Origin of the sequence: Telmatobacter bradus, assembly GCF_048629425.1 — a bacterium.
Lineage (GTDB): Bacteria > Acidobacteriota > Terriglobia > Terriglobales > Acidobacteriaceae > Telmatobacter > Telmatobacter bradus.
In genome coordinates this window covers 1,011,396-1,028,425 of record NZ_CP184532.1, presented here as the reverse complement: position 1 = coordinate 1,028,425, position 17,030 = coordinate 1,011,396, and the positions used below count along the sequence as shown (strand labels likewise).

At 60.4% G+C, this 17,030-nt stretch carries 11 protein-coding genes; 6 read left to right on the top strand and 5 right to left on the bottom strand.

What is annotated here, in order from left to right; all coding sequences use genetic code 11:
* The first annotated feature begins 10 nt into the window (after nt 1–10).
* The gene (locus tag ACOBR2_RS04350; protein ID WP_420238832.1) at nt 11–2,923 is read left to right on the top strand and encodes an IPT/TIG domain-containing protein; all 2,913 of its coding nucleotides are present in this window, start codon (nt 11–13) and stop codon (nt 2,921–2,923) included.
* Nucleotides 2,924–3,027: 104 nt separating this feature from the next.
* Here ACOBR2_RS04350 and ACOBR2_RS04345 read toward each other — a convergent pair whose 3' ends face one another.
* Together ACOBR2_RS04345 and ACOBR2_RS04340 are read right to left on the bottom strand one after the other, a co-directional pair.
* On the bottom strand, nt 3,028–3,618 hold the full coding sequence (locus tag ACOBR2_RS04345) for a LemA family protein (RefSeq protein ID WP_420238831.1): 591 nt from the start codon (nt 3,616–3,618) through the stop codon (nt 3,028–3,030).
* A 99-nt stretch (nt 3,619–3,717) separates the two neighbouring features.
* Complete coding sequence (locus ACOBR2_RS04340) at nt 3,718–4,527, bottom strand: TPM domain-containing protein (protein WP_420238830.1); 810 nt, start codon at nt 4,525–4,527, stop codon at nt 3,718–3,720.
* Nucleotides 4,528–4,598: 71 nt separating this feature from the next.
* Here ACOBR2_RS04340 and ACOBR2_RS04335 point away from each other — a divergent pair, with 71 nt between their 5' ends.
* Nucleotides 4,599–6,683, top strand: coding sequence for a S9 family peptidase (locus ACOBR2_RS04335; RefSeq protein ID WP_420238829.1), 2,085 nt, complete (start codon nt 4,599–4,601; stop codon nt 6,681–6,683).
* A 504-nt stretch (nt 6,684–7,187) separates the two neighbouring features.
* Here ACOBR2_RS04335 and ACOBR2_RS04330 read toward each other — a convergent pair.
* Nucleotides 7,188–10,757: a glycosyltransferase gene (locus tag ACOBR2_RS04330; protein WP_420238828.1), complete on the bottom strand. Its 3,570-nt coding sequence runs from the start codon at nt 10,755–10,757 to the stop codon at nt 7,188–7,190.
* A gap of 231 nt (nt 10,758–10,988) precedes the next feature.
* On the opposite strand from ACOBR2_RS04330, the gene ACOBR2_RS04325 reads away from it, so the two are divergent.
* Nucleotides 10,989–12,449 (top strand): glycosyltransferase family 39 protein, encoded by a 1,461-nt coding sequence (locus ACOBR2_RS04325; protein ID WP_420238827.1) that lies wholly within the window; start codon nt 10,989–10,991, stop codon nt 12,447–12,449.
* 70 nt (nt 12,450–12,519) lie between these two features.
* Here the strand turns inward: ACOBR2_RS04325 and ACOBR2_RS04320 are convergent, their stop codons facing one another.
* Together ACOBR2_RS04320 and aroB are read right to left on the bottom strand one after the other, a co-directional pair.
* Complete coding sequence (locus ACOBR2_RS04320; RefSeq protein ID WP_420238826.1) at nt 12,520–13,434, bottom strand: bifunctional enoyl-CoA hydratase/phosphate acetyltransferase; 915 nt, start codon at nt 13,432–13,434, stop codon at nt 12,520–12,522.
* 187 nt (nt 13,435–13,621) lie between these two features.
* Complete coding sequence (aroB, locus tag ACOBR2_RS04315) at nt 13,622–14,713, bottom strand: 3-dehydroquinate synthase (RefSeq protein ID WP_420238825.1); 1,092 nt, start codon at nt 14,711–14,713, stop codon at nt 13,622–13,624.
* Nucleotides 14,714–14,831: 118 nt separating this feature from the next.
* Here aroB and ACOBR2_RS04310 point away from each other — a divergent pair, with 118 nt between their 5' ends.
* The 3 genes from ACOBR2_RS04310 to nadB are packed head-to-tail and all read left to right on the top strand — an operon-like array spanning nt 14,832 to nt 16,991.
* On the top strand, nt 14,832–15,107 hold the full coding sequence (locus ACOBR2_RS04310; RefSeq protein ID WP_420238824.1) for a BrnT family toxin: 276 nt from the start codon (nt 14,832–14,834) through the stop codon (nt 15,105–15,107).
* Complete coding sequence (locus ACOBR2_RS04305) at nt 15,104–15,370, top strand: BrnA antitoxin family protein (protein WP_420238823.1); 267 nt, start codon at nt 15,104–15,106, stop codon at nt 15,368–15,370. The genes ACOBR2_RS04310 and ACOBR2_RS04305 overlap by 4 nt, the downstream gene beginning before the upstream one ends.
* A gap of 25 nt (nt 15,371–15,395) precedes the next feature.
* The gene (gene nadB, locus ACOBR2_RS04300) at nt 15,396–16,991 is read left to right on the top strand and encodes an L-aspartate oxidase (RefSeq protein ID WP_420238822.1); all 1,596 of its coding nucleotides are present in this window, start codon (nt 15,396–15,398) and stop codon (nt 16,989–16,991) included.
* Nucleotides 16,992–17,030 lie beyond the last annotated feature (39 nt).

Below are 17,030 nucleotides of genomic sequence, written 5' to 3'. Positions count from 1 at the left end.
AGTGGCACACATGATCCAGGGCACACGCTTCACGCTGCTTCTGTTCATCGTCTTTGGCTGGATGACGCTCTCCGCCTGGGCCGGTGGACCAAAGTACGTTGCAGGCTCCACCTACTTCAATTCCTCGGTGATGGGAACGCCCGCGCACTGGTCCGGCGGCGTGGTGAACTACAGCGTTGATCAGGGCAATTTGAGCGCGAGCCTGCCCCATGCGCAGGCCGTGGCCATGGTGGATGCAGCCGCCGCTTTGTGGAGCAGCGTGAGCACCGCCGCCGTGCAACTGACCGACGTGGGCACGCTCGCTGAAGACGTCTCCGGCGCGAACATCGCAGTGAACAGTTCGAGCGTAATCACCGCGCCTGCGGACGTAACGCCCACGGCCACCACCACGCCACTGGCCGTGATCTTCGACTACGACGGCTCGGTCATCAATGCCATTTACGGCACCGACGCCAGCGGCCCCAACAGTTGCAGCAGCACCGACGTCTTCCTGTGGATCGACAACATCAACACCGACGCCACCATCGCCCACGGCGTTCTCCTGCTCAACGGTCTCTGCACGTCCTCGAGCGATCAGATCTCCATGATGAGCTTCAACATTGAGCGCGCTTTCGGCCGCGTGCTCGGTCTGGACTATGCGCAGATCTATCCGAACGCACTGACTGCGAACATTACCGGCCAGACGCAGGCCTGGCCCATTATGCAGCCGCTTGATGGCGTCTGCACCAGCGCCGGTGGCGATTGCGTGCCGCTGCCCAGCGCACTGCACTCCGACGACATTGCCGCGCTCAATCGCCTCTATCCCGTCACTGACTCCAACCTCTCCAACTTTACCGGCAAGCAACTTACCGCGAACAATACCATCAGCATCAAGGGTACGATCAGCTTCAGCTCGGGTTATGGCATGCAGGGCGTAAACGTGGTGGCGCTACCCTACGACGGCAGCGGCAATCCGCTCTACGAGTACACGGTTTCCACCGTTACCGGAGCGCTCTATCGCGGCACATGGGGCAATTCGATTGTGGGCACCAGCAATACAAGCGGTGTGGCCTACAGCAAGTGGGGCTCCAACAACAGCGCGCTGCAAGGCGCATTCGATCTGAGCGGCATTCCTCTTCCCACGGGGCTCACCACAGCCAGTTACAAAATCTACTTTGAGACCATCGAAGCCGACTACATCAACGCCGCATCCGTTGGCCCGTACGTACAGGGGCAGGTTGAACCCTCTGGAACGCTTTCCTCCACCACGTATTCCGATCTGGCAGCGGGCGCCAGCGAAACACTGAACGTTACTGTGAGAGATTCTGCCGAAGGCGGCTCAAAGGATGCGATCGGCAGCGAAGGCGAACCACGCGCATTGCCTTCCAGCGGTTTTTGGGTAGGACGCCTCAGCCAGATTGGCCAGACCGACTGGCTGAACTTCAGCGTGCGTGCGGGCCACTCCTTCACCGTTGTGACTCAGGCGCTGGACGAAAACGGAAATCCCAGCAACGCCAAGGCCATGCCCATGGCTGGCGTGTGGGAACAAAGCGACGATCTGGGCAGCTCCCCCGCATGGTATGCCGAGGCGCTCAACGGTGGTGAAGCCGGCGAGTGCTGGCTGCAGGTTTCCACCAGCAGCGACAATCTGATGCGCATGGCCATTGCCGACGCGCGCGGCGACGGCCGCCCTGACTACAAGTACAGCGGCTGGGTGCTCTATGCCGACAACGTTTCGCCCTCGCACCTGACCACTGCAGGCGGCGCATTCACGATTCAGGGCATGGGCTTCCGTGCAAATGACACCGTGCTGGTGGGCGGACAGGCGGCCGTGGTCACCAGCATCAGCCCCAACGAAATTACCGCCATCGCGCCTGCCGCCAGCGCTGGTGCCGCCGATGTTGAGGTAGACGACGAAACGGGCTTTGACGCTGCCACCGTGGTCACCGACGGCATCAGCTACGACTCCGGCACCGGCGACGCGCTTACCATCATCACCGCGCCACAGAACACCGTTCCCATGATGACGCCGCTGGCCTTTACCGTGCAGGCGCTGGACTCCAACCTTGCACCCATCGGCAATGCCACCGTCACCTATACGCTGACCAGCGGCACAGCCTCGCTTGGATGCGGTGCCAGCTCCTGCGCCGTCACCACCAGCGGCGACGGCTATGCCACGCTCTACGTCACGGCCAATGACACCACAACTTTGAGCGTGGTGACTGCCAAGCTTACCAATGCAGCAAACGTGCAGGCCCACTTTACCGGAGGCACTCCGGCACGCGTTACGGCGCTCACTGGCCTGCAGTCGGTAGCAGCCGGGCAAACCATTACCTGGACCGTCGAAGCGCAGGTCATTCTGAATGGCGCGCTGGCTTCCGGGCAGTCGGTGGTTTGGCAAACAGGCGTAACCGGCATCACTCCCCCGACCGGTGCCAACATAGCCACCACCAACACCTCGGGCATTGCCACCATGACGCTCACGGTGGGTCCGCTGAGCGAAGGACAAGAGGTTTCCATCAATGCGTGCGTGAACGGCACCAGCTATTGCGCCACCTTCAGTGCCCTCGGTGCACGGCCAGAGTATGCGGAACTACAAGCAGTCAGCGGCACCAGCCAGTCGGTTTCCACCAGCACCGCACCCGCGTCCATTGTGCTACGCATCCTGGACATGGGTGGCAACAAGATGGCCTCCGGCACCGTCGTGCTCTATCAGGCGCTGTACGCCTGGACGCAAAGCTGCCCCGCCCACCAGGAGTGCGGCAGCGGCAGCTCCGGAGCACTGCTGGCCACCTCCTCAAGCGTTGCCACCAGCGATCTGAACGGGCTGGTCAGCTTTACCCCAATCTCCATCAGCGGCACAGCCACCACCCTGAAGGCGCTGGCCACCAGCGGCTATACGGCCACAGCAAATGCCACCGTGGAACGGTATCCGAGCAACTAAATCAAAAAGATCAAGCCCCGTGAGAACGACCAACCATGGTCGCACGCACGGGGCTTGATTTTCATTCGCAGCAGACAGCAACCTCTGCGCTCTGTTCTCTGTTCCTAAAACTTCACCTGAGGAACGGTGCGGGCAGCCTCGCTGGCCTGGAAGTAGGCATTGTTCGGCTGGAAGCCAGACATGCCGGCCCAGATGTTGTTGGGGAACGAGAGCACGAAGGTGTTGTAGTCCTTCAGCGAATCGTTGTAGCGCTTGCGGGCTACGCTGATGCGGTTCTCGGTTCCGGAAAGCTCATCCTGCAGGCGCAAAAACTGCTCGTTCGAGCGCAGCTGCGGATAGTTTTCGGTGAGCATCAGCAAGCGACCAATGGCTGAATCCAGCCGGCCGTTGGCCTGCATCTTGGCAGCCGGACCCTGCGCGTTCAGCAGGCCGGCGCGGGCATTGGCAATGTCGCCATAGACCGTGGTTTCCTGCCGGGCAAAGCCCTTGACCGTCTCCACCAGATTCGGAATCAGATCCGCACGGCGCTGCAACTGCGTATCGACGTTCGACCATGCTTCCTTCACCGACTGGTCTTTCTCGACCATCGCATTGCGCGCATGCACATAGTTCAAGCCAAGCCCGGCCGCCACCAGCAGAACCAGCGCAAACAAACCACCCACCACCGCCAGCGTAATTGCAACTCCACGACTCATACTTTGCCTTCTCCTAAACATTGTGAAAAACAGCTTCTAGCTGCTAGCCTCTAGCTCCCAGCTTCTAGTCCCTAGTTCCTGGAATCTAGCACCTGTTCCCTACCAATCTCCGCCAGCTCCGCCGCCGCCAAATCCGCCGCCGCCGCCGCCGAAACCTCCAAAGCCACCCCCGGAGTCGCCACCGCCAAAACCTCCGCCTCCGCCAAAGCCACCTCCGCCCCCAAATCCGCCAAAGAACATGCCAAAGCCAAAGAGCATGCGAAAGATCGAGAAGCCACCAAAGAGCAGCAGAAGAAGGATGATCACGATCAGCTTGCCGAGTACGCTGGAGTGGTGCCGCTGCCGCGCGCTCACGGCCTCCTGATCGTCTGCCGTGTCCCTGGTCAGCGTTACATGCGCGTCATCGGCAATCACCTGGGCAACCGAGCCAGTGGCCTCGCCGAGCGCACCGTCGTAGTCGCCGCTCCTGAGCAGCGGAACCATGGAACGGCCAATGTCGCCGGTTTTGCCGTCGGGCAGAATGCCTTCCAGCCCATAGCCAATCTCGATGCGGTACTTGTGATCGTCACTGGCCAGCAGAATCAGCGCAAAGCGGTTCTGCTGCTTGTCGCCCATCTTCCAGTGGTCTTCCAGGCGCGTGGCGTAGTCCGCCGCGTCATCGCCTTCGAGCGTACGCACCGTCACCACGGCCAGCTTGGCGTTGGCTCCGTTCTGCGCCAGTTGCGCACAGAGCGCGTCCATGCGGGCAATCGCCTCGGGCGAAAGCACATGGGCAAAGTCACTTACGTAATCCACGGGTTGGGGCAAGTCCTCCACCCGCTCGGCCAGAGCCGCCACAGGTAGAAGACAGACGAGCGCCAGCCCTAAAATCAGGCCCAGCCTCCGGAAGGTTGCGCGAATCGGTTCCATCGCACTCCATTCTACGCGGACCGGGTTGCAGAAGTTCCCTGATTCCCCTCCCCGCGGTTCTACACTGGTCAATGATGAACCGAAACGAACTTCCCACGCCCCCTGTCTGCCGCCCCGAGCACACGGAAACCATACTGCACGGGAAAACGCTCGTCGACGATTACGCCTGGCTACGCCAGAAGGAGAATCCCGAGACCATCGCCTATCTGGAGGCGGAAAACGCCCATGCCGAGGCCTGGCTCAAGCCCCACGACGCATTGCGCGAGGCACTTTACGGCGAGATGCTCTCCCACATTCAGCAAACCGACGCCAGCGTAGCCTACCGCGACGGACAGTTCTGGTATTACTCCCGCACCGAGGAGGGCAAGCAGTACGCCATCTTCTGCCGCAAGCCCGGCACCGTCGAAGCCATGGACGCCAGCGCGCCCGAAGAGGTTCTGCTGGACGGCAACCAGCTCGCGGAAGGGCAGGCGTTCTTCTCGATTGGCGACACTGACATTACCGACGACGGCAACTTGCTGGCCTACACCACCGATCTGACCGGCTTCCGCCAGTACACGCTGCACATCAAGGATCTGCGCACCGGTGTAACCCGGGCCAACCTCGTGGAGCGCGTCGGTTCCGTCGTCTGGACCGCCGACAACAAGACGCTCTTCTACACCATCGAAGACGACGTGCAGAAGCGCCAGTTTCAGCTTTACCGGCACAGCGTTCTGCAGGGCACGGCAGACGTGCTGGTCTACGAAGAGGCGGATGAGCGCTTCAACCTTGCCGTGGGCCGCACCCGCGACGGTGCCTACATTGTGCTGGATTCGGCCAGCCACATCACCAGCGAATCACAGGTGCTGGCAGCCAGCAATCCCACCGGAAAGTTTCAGCTGATTACCGCGCGGGAAGACGATCACGAGTACTCCATCGACCACCGCAGCGGCCTCTGGTACATCCGCACCAACGATGCGGGCCGCAACTTCCGCTTGGTCACCGCGCCCGTCAGCATGCCCGACCGCGCCAACTGGACCGAGCTGATTCCGCACCGTCCCGGCGTGATGCTCGAAGACGTGGAACTCTTCCAGGACTTCTTTATCACCTGCGATCGTGAAGATGGCCTGCCCCGCCTGCGTTTGTGGCACTTTAAGAGTGGCGTGGCCATCGCCGGTGAAGAAATCCGCTTTCCTGAGCCTGCCTACAGCGCCTATCCGCACATCAACCGCATCTTTGACGCAACCAAATTCCGCTACGGCTATCAGTCGCTGGTCACACCCAACTCGGTTTTTGAATACTACCTTGCCACAAAGAGCTCCACACTGCTCAAGCAGACCGAGATTCCCGGCGGCTTTGACCGCTCGCTCTACGCGAGCGAGCGCATTCACGCTAAGGCTGCCGATGGCGTTGAAGTTCCCATCTCCATCGTCTATCGCAAGGACAGATTCATTGCAGGCCGCAATCCGCTCTACGTCTACGGCTACGGATCCTATGGTTACTCGCTGCCGGTAAACTTCAGCTCGAATCGCCTGAGCCTGCTGGATCGCGGCGTGGTATTGGCCTACGCGCACATCCGTGGCGGCGGCGATCTAGGTGAACCCTGGCACGACGCCGGCAAGATGCTGGTCAAGATGAACACCTTCACCGACTTCATTACCTGCACCGAGCACCTTGTGCAGAAGGGCTACGGCGAGAAGAACCGCGTGGCCATTGAAGGCGGCTCCGCCGGCGGCCTGCTGATGGGCGCGGTCACCAATCTGCGGCCTGAACTTTTCCGCGCCGTTCTTTCGCATGTGCCCTTCGTCGACGTGATGAACACCATGCTGGACGCCAGCTTGCCGCTGACCGTGCCCGAGTACGAGGAATGGGGCAATCCCAACGAAGAACCTTACTTCAGCACCATGCTCAGCTACTCTCCCTATGACAATCTGAAGCACGGCGCATACCCGGCGATGCTGGTGAAGACCTCGCTCAACGACAGCCAGGTGATGTACTGGGAACCCGCAAAATACGTGGCCAAACTGCGCACCCTCAAAACCGATGCGCGGTCGCTCCTGCTGGTAACCAACATGCAGGCTGGCCACGGCGGAGCCAGCGGACGCTATGATTACCTGAAAGAGATTGCGCTCGACTACGCCTTCCTGCTGGAAGAGCTTGGCCTGCTCGACGGATAAGCAAAGCAGGGGCTAAACAGGCTGCGAAAAAACTAGCGCTAAAGTGGGTTGGTATTTGTGGAGGGAGCAGGGACCTTCAGGCCCCTGAAGCATCAATGGTGCAAATATCGCCTTTAGGCGCGGGCATTTTCTTACTTTGGCGGCGAAATTCCGAAAGACTTCCGGGGCTGAAGCCCGCGCTCATTTTGCCTCTTTTGGCGGGGGTTATAGCAAATCCAGAGTTGGTGTAGTGCGAGTCAATGCTTTCCAGTGCAGTTTTCCTCAAGAAAACTGCACCTGACACCTTCTTCGTGCCCCCACGGAAACTCTGGATTTGCTCTAAAACCCCTGCCTCCCTCCGCTACGAGTTTTTCCGCAGCCTGTAAAGCCCTCGTCTTTTATGTGGCATTTCGGCCCGACTCAAGTCGGGCCCTGTTACAAAACTCCATTCAGTTTGTCCACAAAGAATAAGGCCCGGCATTTGCCGGGCCTTATTCTTTGCGCTGTTCTCTGCTCTCTGTACAGCTATCCCTTTGTCTCCGTCAGCGCCTCGGTTGCCTTGCTCATCTTGGCCGTGCGCTGAATCTTGTCCCAGTTGAAGGACTTGCCATCGATGGCACGCTTGACCGTCTTGAGCAGCACGATGGAGAAGACCTGACGGTAGGCAAAACGCTGCAGCCAGATGTGGAAGAGCAACCATCCATCGCCCTTGTTGGCCGGGTGCTTGCGTTCGAGCGAGAAAGCCACCGACGAAGTGACGAAATCGATCACCAGGAAGGCCATGAAGTAGGCCACCAGCTTCATCAGGTTGGCCGACGAAGCAGCCTCGGGATGATAGTAGCGGTCGATAAAGAAGTTGATGACGCCAGCCACGAACATCAGATCGATGAAGGGCGAAACCAGCGGCAGAATCATCTGGAAGATGAGAATGTTCGGCAGTGCGAAAATGCCCATCGCCTTGTTGCGCGCAAATGCCGCACGATGCTTCCAGATCGCCTGCAACGTGCCAAAAGACCAGCGGAAACGCTGCCGCATCAGACCGCCCATGTCGATGGGCGCTTCGGTAAAGGCCAGCGCGCGGTCTTCGTAGTCCACGCGGTAGCCGTGCTCCAGCAGGTTCATGGTCAGGTCAGCGTCTTCGGCCACGGTGTTCAGCGGATAGCCACCGGCATCCATCACGGCCTTGGTGCGCCATGCGCCAATCGCGCCCGGAACCACGGTGACCACGTGCATCAGATCAAGCGCGCGCCGTTCAAAGTTCTGGCTGGTGATGTATTCCAGCGCCTGCCAGCGCGTCCACAGGTTCACGCGATTGCCCACCTTGGCGTTGCCCGCCATGGCACCAATGCGCTCATCCTCAAAGTGCGGAATCAGCTTGCTGATGGCGTCGGCGGCGATCAGCGTATCAGCGTCAATGCCTACGTAGACCTCTTCGTCGATGCGCTCCAGCGCGTAGTTCAACGCCGCAGCCTTGCCGCCGTTGGGCTTCACCAGCACCTGCACCATACCTGACTCGATCTCGGCCTTGTAAGCCTCGCGTGCCACTTCGGCAGTACGATCCGGAGAGCCGTCGTCGATCACAATCACGTGCAGATTCTTGTAGTCGGAGTTGAGCACCGAGCGGATCGTCCGCACAATCACCGTCTCTTCCTTGAAGGCCGGAACCAACACCGCCACGCGGGGATTGTAGCCCGGCGTGGCCGCGCTGTGCGGTTTGCGCAGACGATCGATAATGGCCAGAATACCTACCAGAAGCAGGCGCGTGCTCATCAGAATATCACCGAGGAGGAAGATATAGAAGATGGCCTTGCTAACCAGAGCCAGGCTGGAAAACGCAATCGAATCGGGCAGAGCGCGCAACCGCTGCCAGAAGCCCAGCCGCGGCATTACATCGTCGCGCGTTTTTCCCATCAATGCCGAGACGGGAACAATCTGGTAGCCACGGGCGCGCAGCGCGTCGATCAGCTCCGGCAGCGCCGCAACCGTAACCGAGCGATCACCGCCGCCATCGTGCATCAGAATGATGGAGCCGCGGAACTGCGGCTTGGTCTTCATTGTCTCGAGCTGCTCAAGCACCGAGTTGACGATCTCTTCGGGCGTTTTGCGCGGATGCTCGTTCCAATCATCGGTGTCGATCTTGTTGCCGATGATGGTGTAGCCGGCACGCTGCAACTGCTCGACGGGCGCGGCCTGATCGTCGGTGTCAGGCTCTTCATCAATGTCGTACGGCGGCCGGAAGTAGAGCGGCTGAATCCCGAGCTTGCTCGCGTACAGGCGCTCGGTCAGCTTGGTTTCAAGATCAAGCTGGCGCGATGAAATGTTGCTGATGTCGGGATGCGTGTAGGTGTGATTGCCGATCTCATGGCCTTCACGATAGATGCGCTGCATCAGGCTCACATACTCCTGAGCCTCGGCACCAATCAGCATGAAGGTACCCTTCACACCCTTCTCTTTCAGAATGTCGAGAATCTTCGGCGTCCACTTCGGATCCGGTCCATCGTCGAAAGAAAGCGCAACCTGATTGGGATGGTATCCATACTGCTGCAGCGTATAGGTGCGCGGGTACACATCCATCTGCTCATCGATGATGAGCTTCTTGCGTGGATCACTTTCGTCGGTGTCCACGGTGACCGTGCGGCGGCCCGCCTGCGGCAGGCTGGTGATGCGTAGAATGTCGCCATCGCCCTCGGTGTCCACATCGTGGCCGGGCTGCACGGTGCCCAGTTCCTGCAACGCGCTAGCGCTGCTCGGATGATCCCACACGCTCCACAACGAGTTGTCTTCCTCGCCCAGCCGCCACAGTGCAAATGTCTGCAGACCCAGCTGGCGGGCGGCGCGCATCTCGTTCAGAAGCGTCACGCCATCCAGGAACCACACCACATGGCGCTGATGATTGTCCTCATCGATGTACTCAAAGTGAGGATTGAGCGAGTCGTAGTTCAGGTCCAGATCGGCGTCGGCATCGGAGGCTCGCTGCCATGCTTCCGTTACCGAAAGATCTTCGGTGTTCAGAATCTCCGGCTTGAATTTTTTGCTGTTCTTGCCCTTGGCTTTTCCCTCGGGCATCGACAGCGTCCAGTCGTAGCCGTAGCTGCCGAGAGCGCAAATCAGCTTCTCCCGCGGAATCGACTTCAGCACCCGCCGCAGATTGGCAACAAACCATTCCTGACTGGCAATCGGCCCCGGTTCACTGGTGGCCTCGTGCTCGTCATAGTTCATCAGGATGATGCCGTCGCTATTGGCCGCAACCGTACGCAGTTCTTCGTCGTCGCTGGCCACCACCGTATTCACATACAGACGCAGATTGCGCTGATGCAGAGAGCTGTAAAGCTCGCGGATGAACTGTAGGTAGTAGGCGTCGTCCTCATCCGACAGGCTCTCGAAGTCCAGCGAGATGCCGGGATAGGTCCACTCGTACTTGTTCGGATCGCTCTGGGATTTCTGCCGGTAGTTGGTCAGAAAATGGACGATCTGCTCGATGAGCTTGGCGCGGTTATTGGCATCGTGCAGCATTTTGCCCACCGCCGGATCCCAGACCTGCGTCACCGAGTTGTAGTTGTTCAGATGGGGAAAGATTTCGGTATCTTCATGCGCGGAGGCAATCGTCCGCTTGATCCGGTTCATCTCGTCCGGATCGTGCACGGAATTGCCCTGCACCACCGCGTACTCGCGATGGCTGTCATTATCGATGCCCATCAACCAGGGCCGCGTGCTGTTCACATGCAGCCACTCGGGAAAGAGCATGTCGATCTGGTGCACATGCTGCTTGAAGCTGGCGTAGCTGGCCTCGTCGTAAGGCACATAATAGGCAGCGCGCAGACCCTCGCCCGTGTTGAACTGGATTTCGCTGGCCTTCTTGTCGCTGTGGCGGCGCGCTGGCCGCGACGCATGCTGCACCGGCTGACGGTCCGACAGCGCCTTATAGTTGTGTCGGGGCACCGGCAGCAACAGTTCAGGCAGCTTTTGCCCACGCAAAACATTGAAAATAAAGCCGGCCAGGACCAGCGTACACACCACCGCAGTGATGTCGAAAATCCGGCGCAGGCGCTTCCAGCGCTTCCGCTCCGGATCGTAAAATATCTGTCCTTCGGCCATTGCCGGTCTTCTCACCTGTCGTCGGCTTGCACAGCCACATGCAAAACTCGGTTTCTAGAGCAATTTCAGAAGGACTGTGCAGCCTGGATGCATGTGCCAGATGCCGTTTTCTTAAGAAAAACGGTACTTTGGTCCATCCACTCCCTCTACACCCATTCTGAATTTGCTATATCTGTTGCGCCGCTCACAAATTACGCATTGCAGGCTCTAGAATACAGTACGTACGGATCCATGACCCCAGGCAAACTCTTTCCTGTTGAATTCAAGTACCGCTTCCGAGCCTCCGTCGGCGTATGGACCAGCATTCTTCTGGCCCTGATGGCGGGTCTGGGACTGCGGCTTTATGCGCTGCACAGGCTCTTTCAGCCCATCGGCGACTCGCTGATCTACGGCGACATTGCCAAAAACCTGCTCCAGCACGGCGTCTATGGGCTCACCCAGGGCAATGCCATCGTTCCCACCCTGATCCGCCTGCCCGGCTACCCCTTCCTGCTGATCGGCTGCTTCCGGCTCTTTGGCGTGGAAAACTACTACGCCGCCGCCTGCCTGCAGATCGCCCTGGAACTGGCTGGCTGCCTGCTGCTGGCTGACTTTGCCCGCCGCATTGCTCCTGCCACGCAAGCCCGCCGCGCCGCCCACATCACCCTCTGGCTGGCCGCGCTTTGCCCCTTTACCGCCTCCTATTGCGCCACGCCACTGGCTGAAACCCCTACCCTGTTCGCCATCGCTCTGGCGCTGTGGTCTGCGGCCTGCTTTCGCCAGCGGCCCGGCTGGAATTTTGCCCTGCTCTTCACCTTTGCCGTCACCTGGGCCACGCTGCTGCGGCCCGACGGCGCTCTGGTGGCCGTGGCTCTGGCTCCGGCGCTGCTGCTTGGCCGGAAGCATGCCAATCCCGACCGCGCCAATCCTGATCACGCCAATCTGGACCACCTCAGGCTGGCTCCGGCTCGTCTGGCCCGCATGGCCCTGGTGTGCGTTCTGCTGGCGCTTGCCCCCTTTGCCCTGTGGACAGTCCGCAACTGGCAGGTTTTTCACGTCTTTCAGCCGCTGGCCCCACGCCTGGCCACCGATCCCGGCGAAGATCCACACCTGGGCTGGGAGGCATGGGTTAAAAGCTGGTGCCTGGACTTCAACTCCACCTACTTCATCTACTGGAACGTCCCCGATGACCGGCTGGACGTCAGCCTGCTGCCCGAGCGCGCCTTTGATAGCCCCGCGCAACGCCAGGAAACCCGGCAACTGGCCGACGACTACAACCAGAAGTACGTGCTGACCCCAGAAATTGACGCCCGCTTCGCTCATCTGGCCGCCGAACGCGCCGCACTCCATCCCTGGCGCACCCACCTCTGGCTCCCTCTGGGCCGCATGGCCGATATGTGGCTGCGTCCCCGCAACGAAAATCTGCCCGTCGACATCGATTGGTGGGATTACCGCCAGCACCGTGCTGAAACCCGCTTCAGCTGGACCTGGGCCGGGCTGAATCTGGCTTACCTGCTGGCCGCCGCCATCGGACTCAGCCACAGACCGCGCTTCTGGCTGGCCATGCTGGCTTACATGGTGCTGCGCAGTGCCCTGCTGACAACCGTGGAAGCCCCCGAAGCCCGCTACACCCTGGAATGCTTCCCCATGCTCTTCGCCCTGGCCGGCGTAGCCCTGGCGACCAGCTTGCGCGGAAAAGCAGCTAGAAGCTAAAAGCTAGAGGCTGGAAGCTAAAACGGGCGTCCCACAAGGGACGCCCGTTTTGCTTGTCTTACAGGAAAAACTACTTCTTGGCGTACTGCAGCAGAGCTGCAACAGCGCAGCTGGTCAGGCGGGTGGCCGCCGAATCAGCGCGGCTGGTCAGAATGATCGGCACGCGAGCGCCGAGCACCAGACCGGCAACTTGTGCGCCGCCCCAGTAAACCAGCTCCTTCACCAGCATGTTGCCGGCTTCGAGGTCGGGGGCCACCAGAATGTCGGCATGGCCGCTAACCGGCGAAACCAGCTTCTTCAGCTTGGCCGAGGTAGTGCTGATGGCGGTATCGAACGAGAGCGGGCCGTCAAGCACAGCGCCCGTGATCTGACCACGGTCGGCCATCTTGCACAGGGCAGCGGCTTCCAGCGTGACAGGCATCTTGGGGTTCACGGTTTCCACCGCAGCCAGAATGGCCACGTTCGGCTTCTCGATGCCGAGGCCGTGCGCCAGTGCAATGGCGTTGTTGATGATGTGGAACTTGTCTTCCAGCTCAGGAGCGATGTTGATGGCCGCGTCGGTCACCATCACGGTGCGCTCATAGGCCGGGGTGTCCAGGATGAACACGTGCGAGATGCGGCCACGGCCACGCAGGCCGGTTTCCTTGTTCATGGCGGCGCGCATCAGGTCGTCGGTGTGCAGTGAGCCCTTCATCATGGCCAGAGCCTTGCCATCGCGACAGGCAATACAGCCAAGTTCAGCAGCCTTGGGCTCGGTAGCAGCCTCAATGAACTTGTAGTTGCTGACGTCAAACTTCAGCTCGGCGGCCAGTGCCTTGATCTTGGCCTCAGGTCCGATCATGATCGGATCGATGATGCCTTCCTTGGCAGCTTCAACCGCGCCCTCCAGGGCAACATCGGTCAGCGGCCACACCACGGCGGTGGGCATAGCGGGAAGCGCCTTGGTGCGCTCGATGAACTTATTGAAGATGTGCAAATCAGCCATTTGTGCTTATTCTCCTGGGGCGCGCAGCCGAGGGCAGACGAGCCTACCGGTCTATTTTCTCTCCCGGAAGGACTCGGGCGGTGTGTTGTGAGTCACAATGTGGTGATTAGTCCTATATTCTGGGAAATCGGAGCCGACCACCAGAACCTGCATCCAACGGTTGGCTCAACCTTACTCCGCTACACAATTACTCCGCCGCGCAGTCCAGCATATATTTGGCTGCGGCTTCCATCTCTGCGGAGGTCACGTCCTCCACCACGCCGGAATCGCCAATACCCACCGGCAGAATAAAGCGGCGCACCCCGTTCACGTTCTTCTTGTCGTGCCCGGCAGCGGCCAGAACCCGGGCGGCGCTCACCTTCACCTGCGGCAGCGGACCATAAAGATGGACCAGAGCTTCCAGCCGCTCGAACTGCGCCTTGCTCACGGTGCCACGCTCACGGGCAATCCAGAGCGCACCAATCATGCCCCAGCCGACGGCCTCACCGTGCAACAGCGTCTTGAATCCAGTGGCCTGCTCCATCCCGTGGCCAAGCGTGTGGCCAAAGTTCAGAATCATGCGCAGGCCATTCTCGCGCTCATCCTTGTTCACCACTCCGGCCTTCATGCGGATGGAGGCGGAAATCACCTTTTCGAGCGCCTTCGGCTCGCGCTTGAGCACGGCCTTGGCATTCGCCTCCATAAAGCGCACCAACGCACGGTCGCGAATGATGCCTGCCTTGACGCTCTCCATCAAACCAGCCTTCAGTTCGCGCTCCGGCAGAGTGGAAAGCGTCTGAATGTCGGCAAAAACAGCGCGTGGCTGATGGAAGCTGCCCACCAGATTCTTGCCCTCGGCCAGATTCACGCCCGTCTTGCCGCCTACGCTCGAGTCCACCTGCGCCAGCAGCGTGGTGGGCACCTGCACAAAGGGAATGCCGCGCATGAAGATGGCGGCCAGAAAACCGCCCACGTCGCCCACAATGCCGCCCCCCAGGGCGATAATCAGGCTGCCACGGTCGCCGCCTGCCCGCACCATCTCCCGGGCCAGCCGTTCCACGCTCTTCAACGTCTTGAACTTTTCTCCCGGCTCCAGAAAGAGCACGATGGGTGCCTCGCGGAAGGAAGCCAGAAACTTCTCCCCCCACAGCGCCCAGATGGGAGCCGAGGTAAGAACAAAAACCCGCCGGGGCAGCTTGCCCAAAGCGCGTTCGATGCGCGGCGCAAGCGTCTCTAGCAGCCCGCTGCCCGCCACCACGTTGTACTTTGCCGAAGGAGTTTCTACGCGAATGGTCTGCACAATGCTTTTATCGTAATGCAGCCGGTGGGGTGGGAGGTCAAGCCCATTTTGAGGCTAAGCACGCAGGAACAGAGATCGCGCTTGACTATAGAGTACAATTTGTACATACAATACAGCCATGGCTTTCGAGTGGGATCCGCGCAAGGCCGAAAGCAATTTCAAAAAGCACGGCGTGCGCTTTGCCGAGTCGCTCCCCGTCTTTGAAGACGATTATGCTCTGACGATTACGGACGAAGAGTCGGATTCAGGCGAGCCCCGATTCGTTTCCATTGGCAGTGGTGCCAAAGGCCGTGTTCTGGTGGTGGTTTACGCTTACCGTCGTGAAAAGATCCGTGTCATTTCCGCCCGCAATGCTGAAACCCATGAGCGGCGCGCATACGAGGAGAACCGATGAAGCAGAGTTACGATTTCAGCAGCGCAAAGCGGGGCAAAATCACGGCAGAAAAGGTTGAACCGCGCGGCAAAACCCGCATCACCATCCGTCTGGACGAAGATATTGTCGATTATTTTCTGGCCGAGGCCGATGCCGCAGGTGGCGCTACCGGCTATCAAACGCTCATCAACCAGGCATTGCGGCAACATATGGACGGCAAGGCACCGCATCTGGAGGAAACGCTGCGCCGCATTGTGCGGGAGGAACTGCGCCAAGCCTGTTAGCTGAAAGTGGTAGCCTCTAAGGGAAATGACACAGGCGGAGCAGGTCGATTTTCTGGTAATGGGAGCGGGCGTGGCGGGGCTGCGCGCGGCCATTGAGCTGGCGCGTCATGGCTCGGTGCTGGTGGTTACCAAAGAGGCTGCGGACGAATCAAACACGCACTATGCGCAGGGCGGAATTGCCGTGGCCATGGGCGGCGCGGAAGACGTGGCTCTGCACATTGAAGACACGCTCAACGCCGGAGACGGCTTGGTGGATCGCGCAGCAGCCGACGTGCTGGCGCATGAAGGTCCGCTGCGCGTGGCCGAGCTGATCGAATGGGGCGCGAACTTTGACTCGGTCGATGGCCAACTGCACCGCACCCGCGAGGGAGCACACTCCCTACCGCGCATTCTGCATGCCCATGGCGATGCGACTGGAGCAGAGATTGGCCGGGCTCTGGCCACCTTCGCACGACTGCACAAACGCATCCGCTTTGCCGAGTGGACCCGCGTGGCTGCGCTCATTGAGCGCGATGGGCGCATCGTGGGCGCGGATCTGGCCTCGGCCGCAGCGCAGACGGCTGCCGACGAATCCTATCGCGTGGCTGCGCGGGCCGTGCTGGTCGCCTCAGGCGGAGCAGGACAGCTTTACTCCGACACAACCAATCCTGCCGTGGCCACGGGGGACGGCATTGCGCTAGCCTACACGGCAGGAGCGGCGCTCTCCGATCTGGAGTTCTATCAGTTTCACCCTACCGCCTTCTATCATCCCGGCGCACCGCGTTTTTTGCTGAGCGAGGCACTGCGTGGCGAGGGCGCATGGCTGCGCAATGATCGCGGTGAGCGCTTCATGGAGGGCGCGCATCCTCTGGCCGAGCTTGCGCCGCGCGACGTTGTGGCAAGGGCCATCGCCCGCGAAGGGCTGGACGCAGAGGGCCATGCGCGGCCGGTCTATCTGGATATGCACCACGTAACAAGCGTGAACCCGAAGCAGCGCTTTCCCGGCATCAGCGACTTTCTTTCTCGCTTTGGCCTGGAGTTAAGCCGCGACCTGATTCCGGTCCGTCCCGCAGCACACTACATGATGGGCGGCATTCGCACCGATCTGGATGGCCGCACCAGTTTGCCCGGACTGTATGCGGCAGGCGAAGCGGCCTGCACCGGCGTGCACGGCGCCAATCGTCTGGCTTCGAATTCACTGCTGGAGGGGCTGGTCTTTGGTGCCCGCGCTGCCCGCGCCATCCTCGACGACGGCTTTCCGCTCGTTTCCGTCGAGGCCGAGTCTGGACCCCATGCGCCACTCACGGAAGCGGAAGCAGTGCTCGTGGAAGAGACGATTGCCAAGCTGCAAAACGCGCTCTGGGCAGGCGCTGGCCTGTTGCGCTCGGCAGAGACGCTCAAGTATGCAGCAGAAGCGCAAAAGGAAGTTGCACACACGCTGCAAGCCCTGCTTGAAGCCAAGAAAACCAGCCGCCGCCTGAGCGAAGCAGTATCCCTGAACACGCTGGCCGAAGCCCTGCTGCTGAGCGCCGAAGCCCGCACCGAAAGCCGTGGCGCACACTTCCGCTCCGACTTTCCCGCACGCAACGACCAGCGTTTTGCACGACACTCCGTCGTGGAGCGGGGAACGGTGAGGTTTTAGGTGCTAGGAGTCTGTCGCCCATAGAATTGCCCGAGGTCC

What these genes read in the sequence shown, in the direction of transcription:
- ACOBR2_RS04345 (WP_420238831.1), bottom strand. Translation starts at nt 3,618, where the DNA reads ATGAGTCGTGGAGTTGCAATTACGCTGGCGGTGGTGGGTGGTTTGTTT.
- ACOBR2_RS04320 (WP_420238826.1), bottom strand. Translation starts at nt 13,434, where the DNA reads ATGGCTGATTTGCACATCTTCAATAAGTTCATCGAGCGCACCAAGGCG.
- ACOBR2_RS04325 (WP_420238827.1), top strand. Translation starts at nt 10,989, where the DNA reads ATGACCCCAGGCAAACTCTTTCCTGTTGAATTCAAGTACCGCTTCCGA.
- ACOBR2_RS04335 (WP_420238829.1), top strand. Translation starts at nt 4,599, where the DNA reads ATGATGAACCGAAACGAACTTCCCACGCCCCCTGTCTGCCGCCCCGAG.
- ACOBR2_RS04330 (WP_420238828.1), bottom strand. Translation starts at nt 10,757, where the DNA reads ATGGCCGAAGGACAGATATTTTACGATCCGGAGCGGAAGCGCTGGAAG.
- ACOBR2_RS04305 (WP_420238823.1), top strand. Translation starts at nt 15,104, where the DNA reads ATGAAGCAGAGTTACGATTTCAGCAGCGCAAAGCGGGGCAAAATCACG.
- ACOBR2_RS04350 (WP_420238832.1), top strand. Translation starts at nt 11, where the DNA reads ATGATCCAGGGCACACGCTTCACGCTGCTTCTGTTCATCGTCTTTGGC.
- ACOBR2_RS04310 (WP_420238824.1), top strand. Translation starts at nt 14,832, where the DNA reads ATGGCTTTCGAGTGGGATCCGCGCAAGGCCGAAAGCAATTTCAAAAAG.
- ACOBR2_RS04340 (WP_420238830.1), bottom strand. Translation starts at nt 4,527, where the DNA reads ATGGAACCGATTCGCGCAACCTTCCGGAGGCTGGGCCTGATTTTAGGG.
- nadB (WP_420238822.1), top strand. Translation starts at nt 15,396, where the DNA reads ATGACACAGGCGGAGCAGGTCGATTTTCTGGTAATGGGAGCGGGCGTG.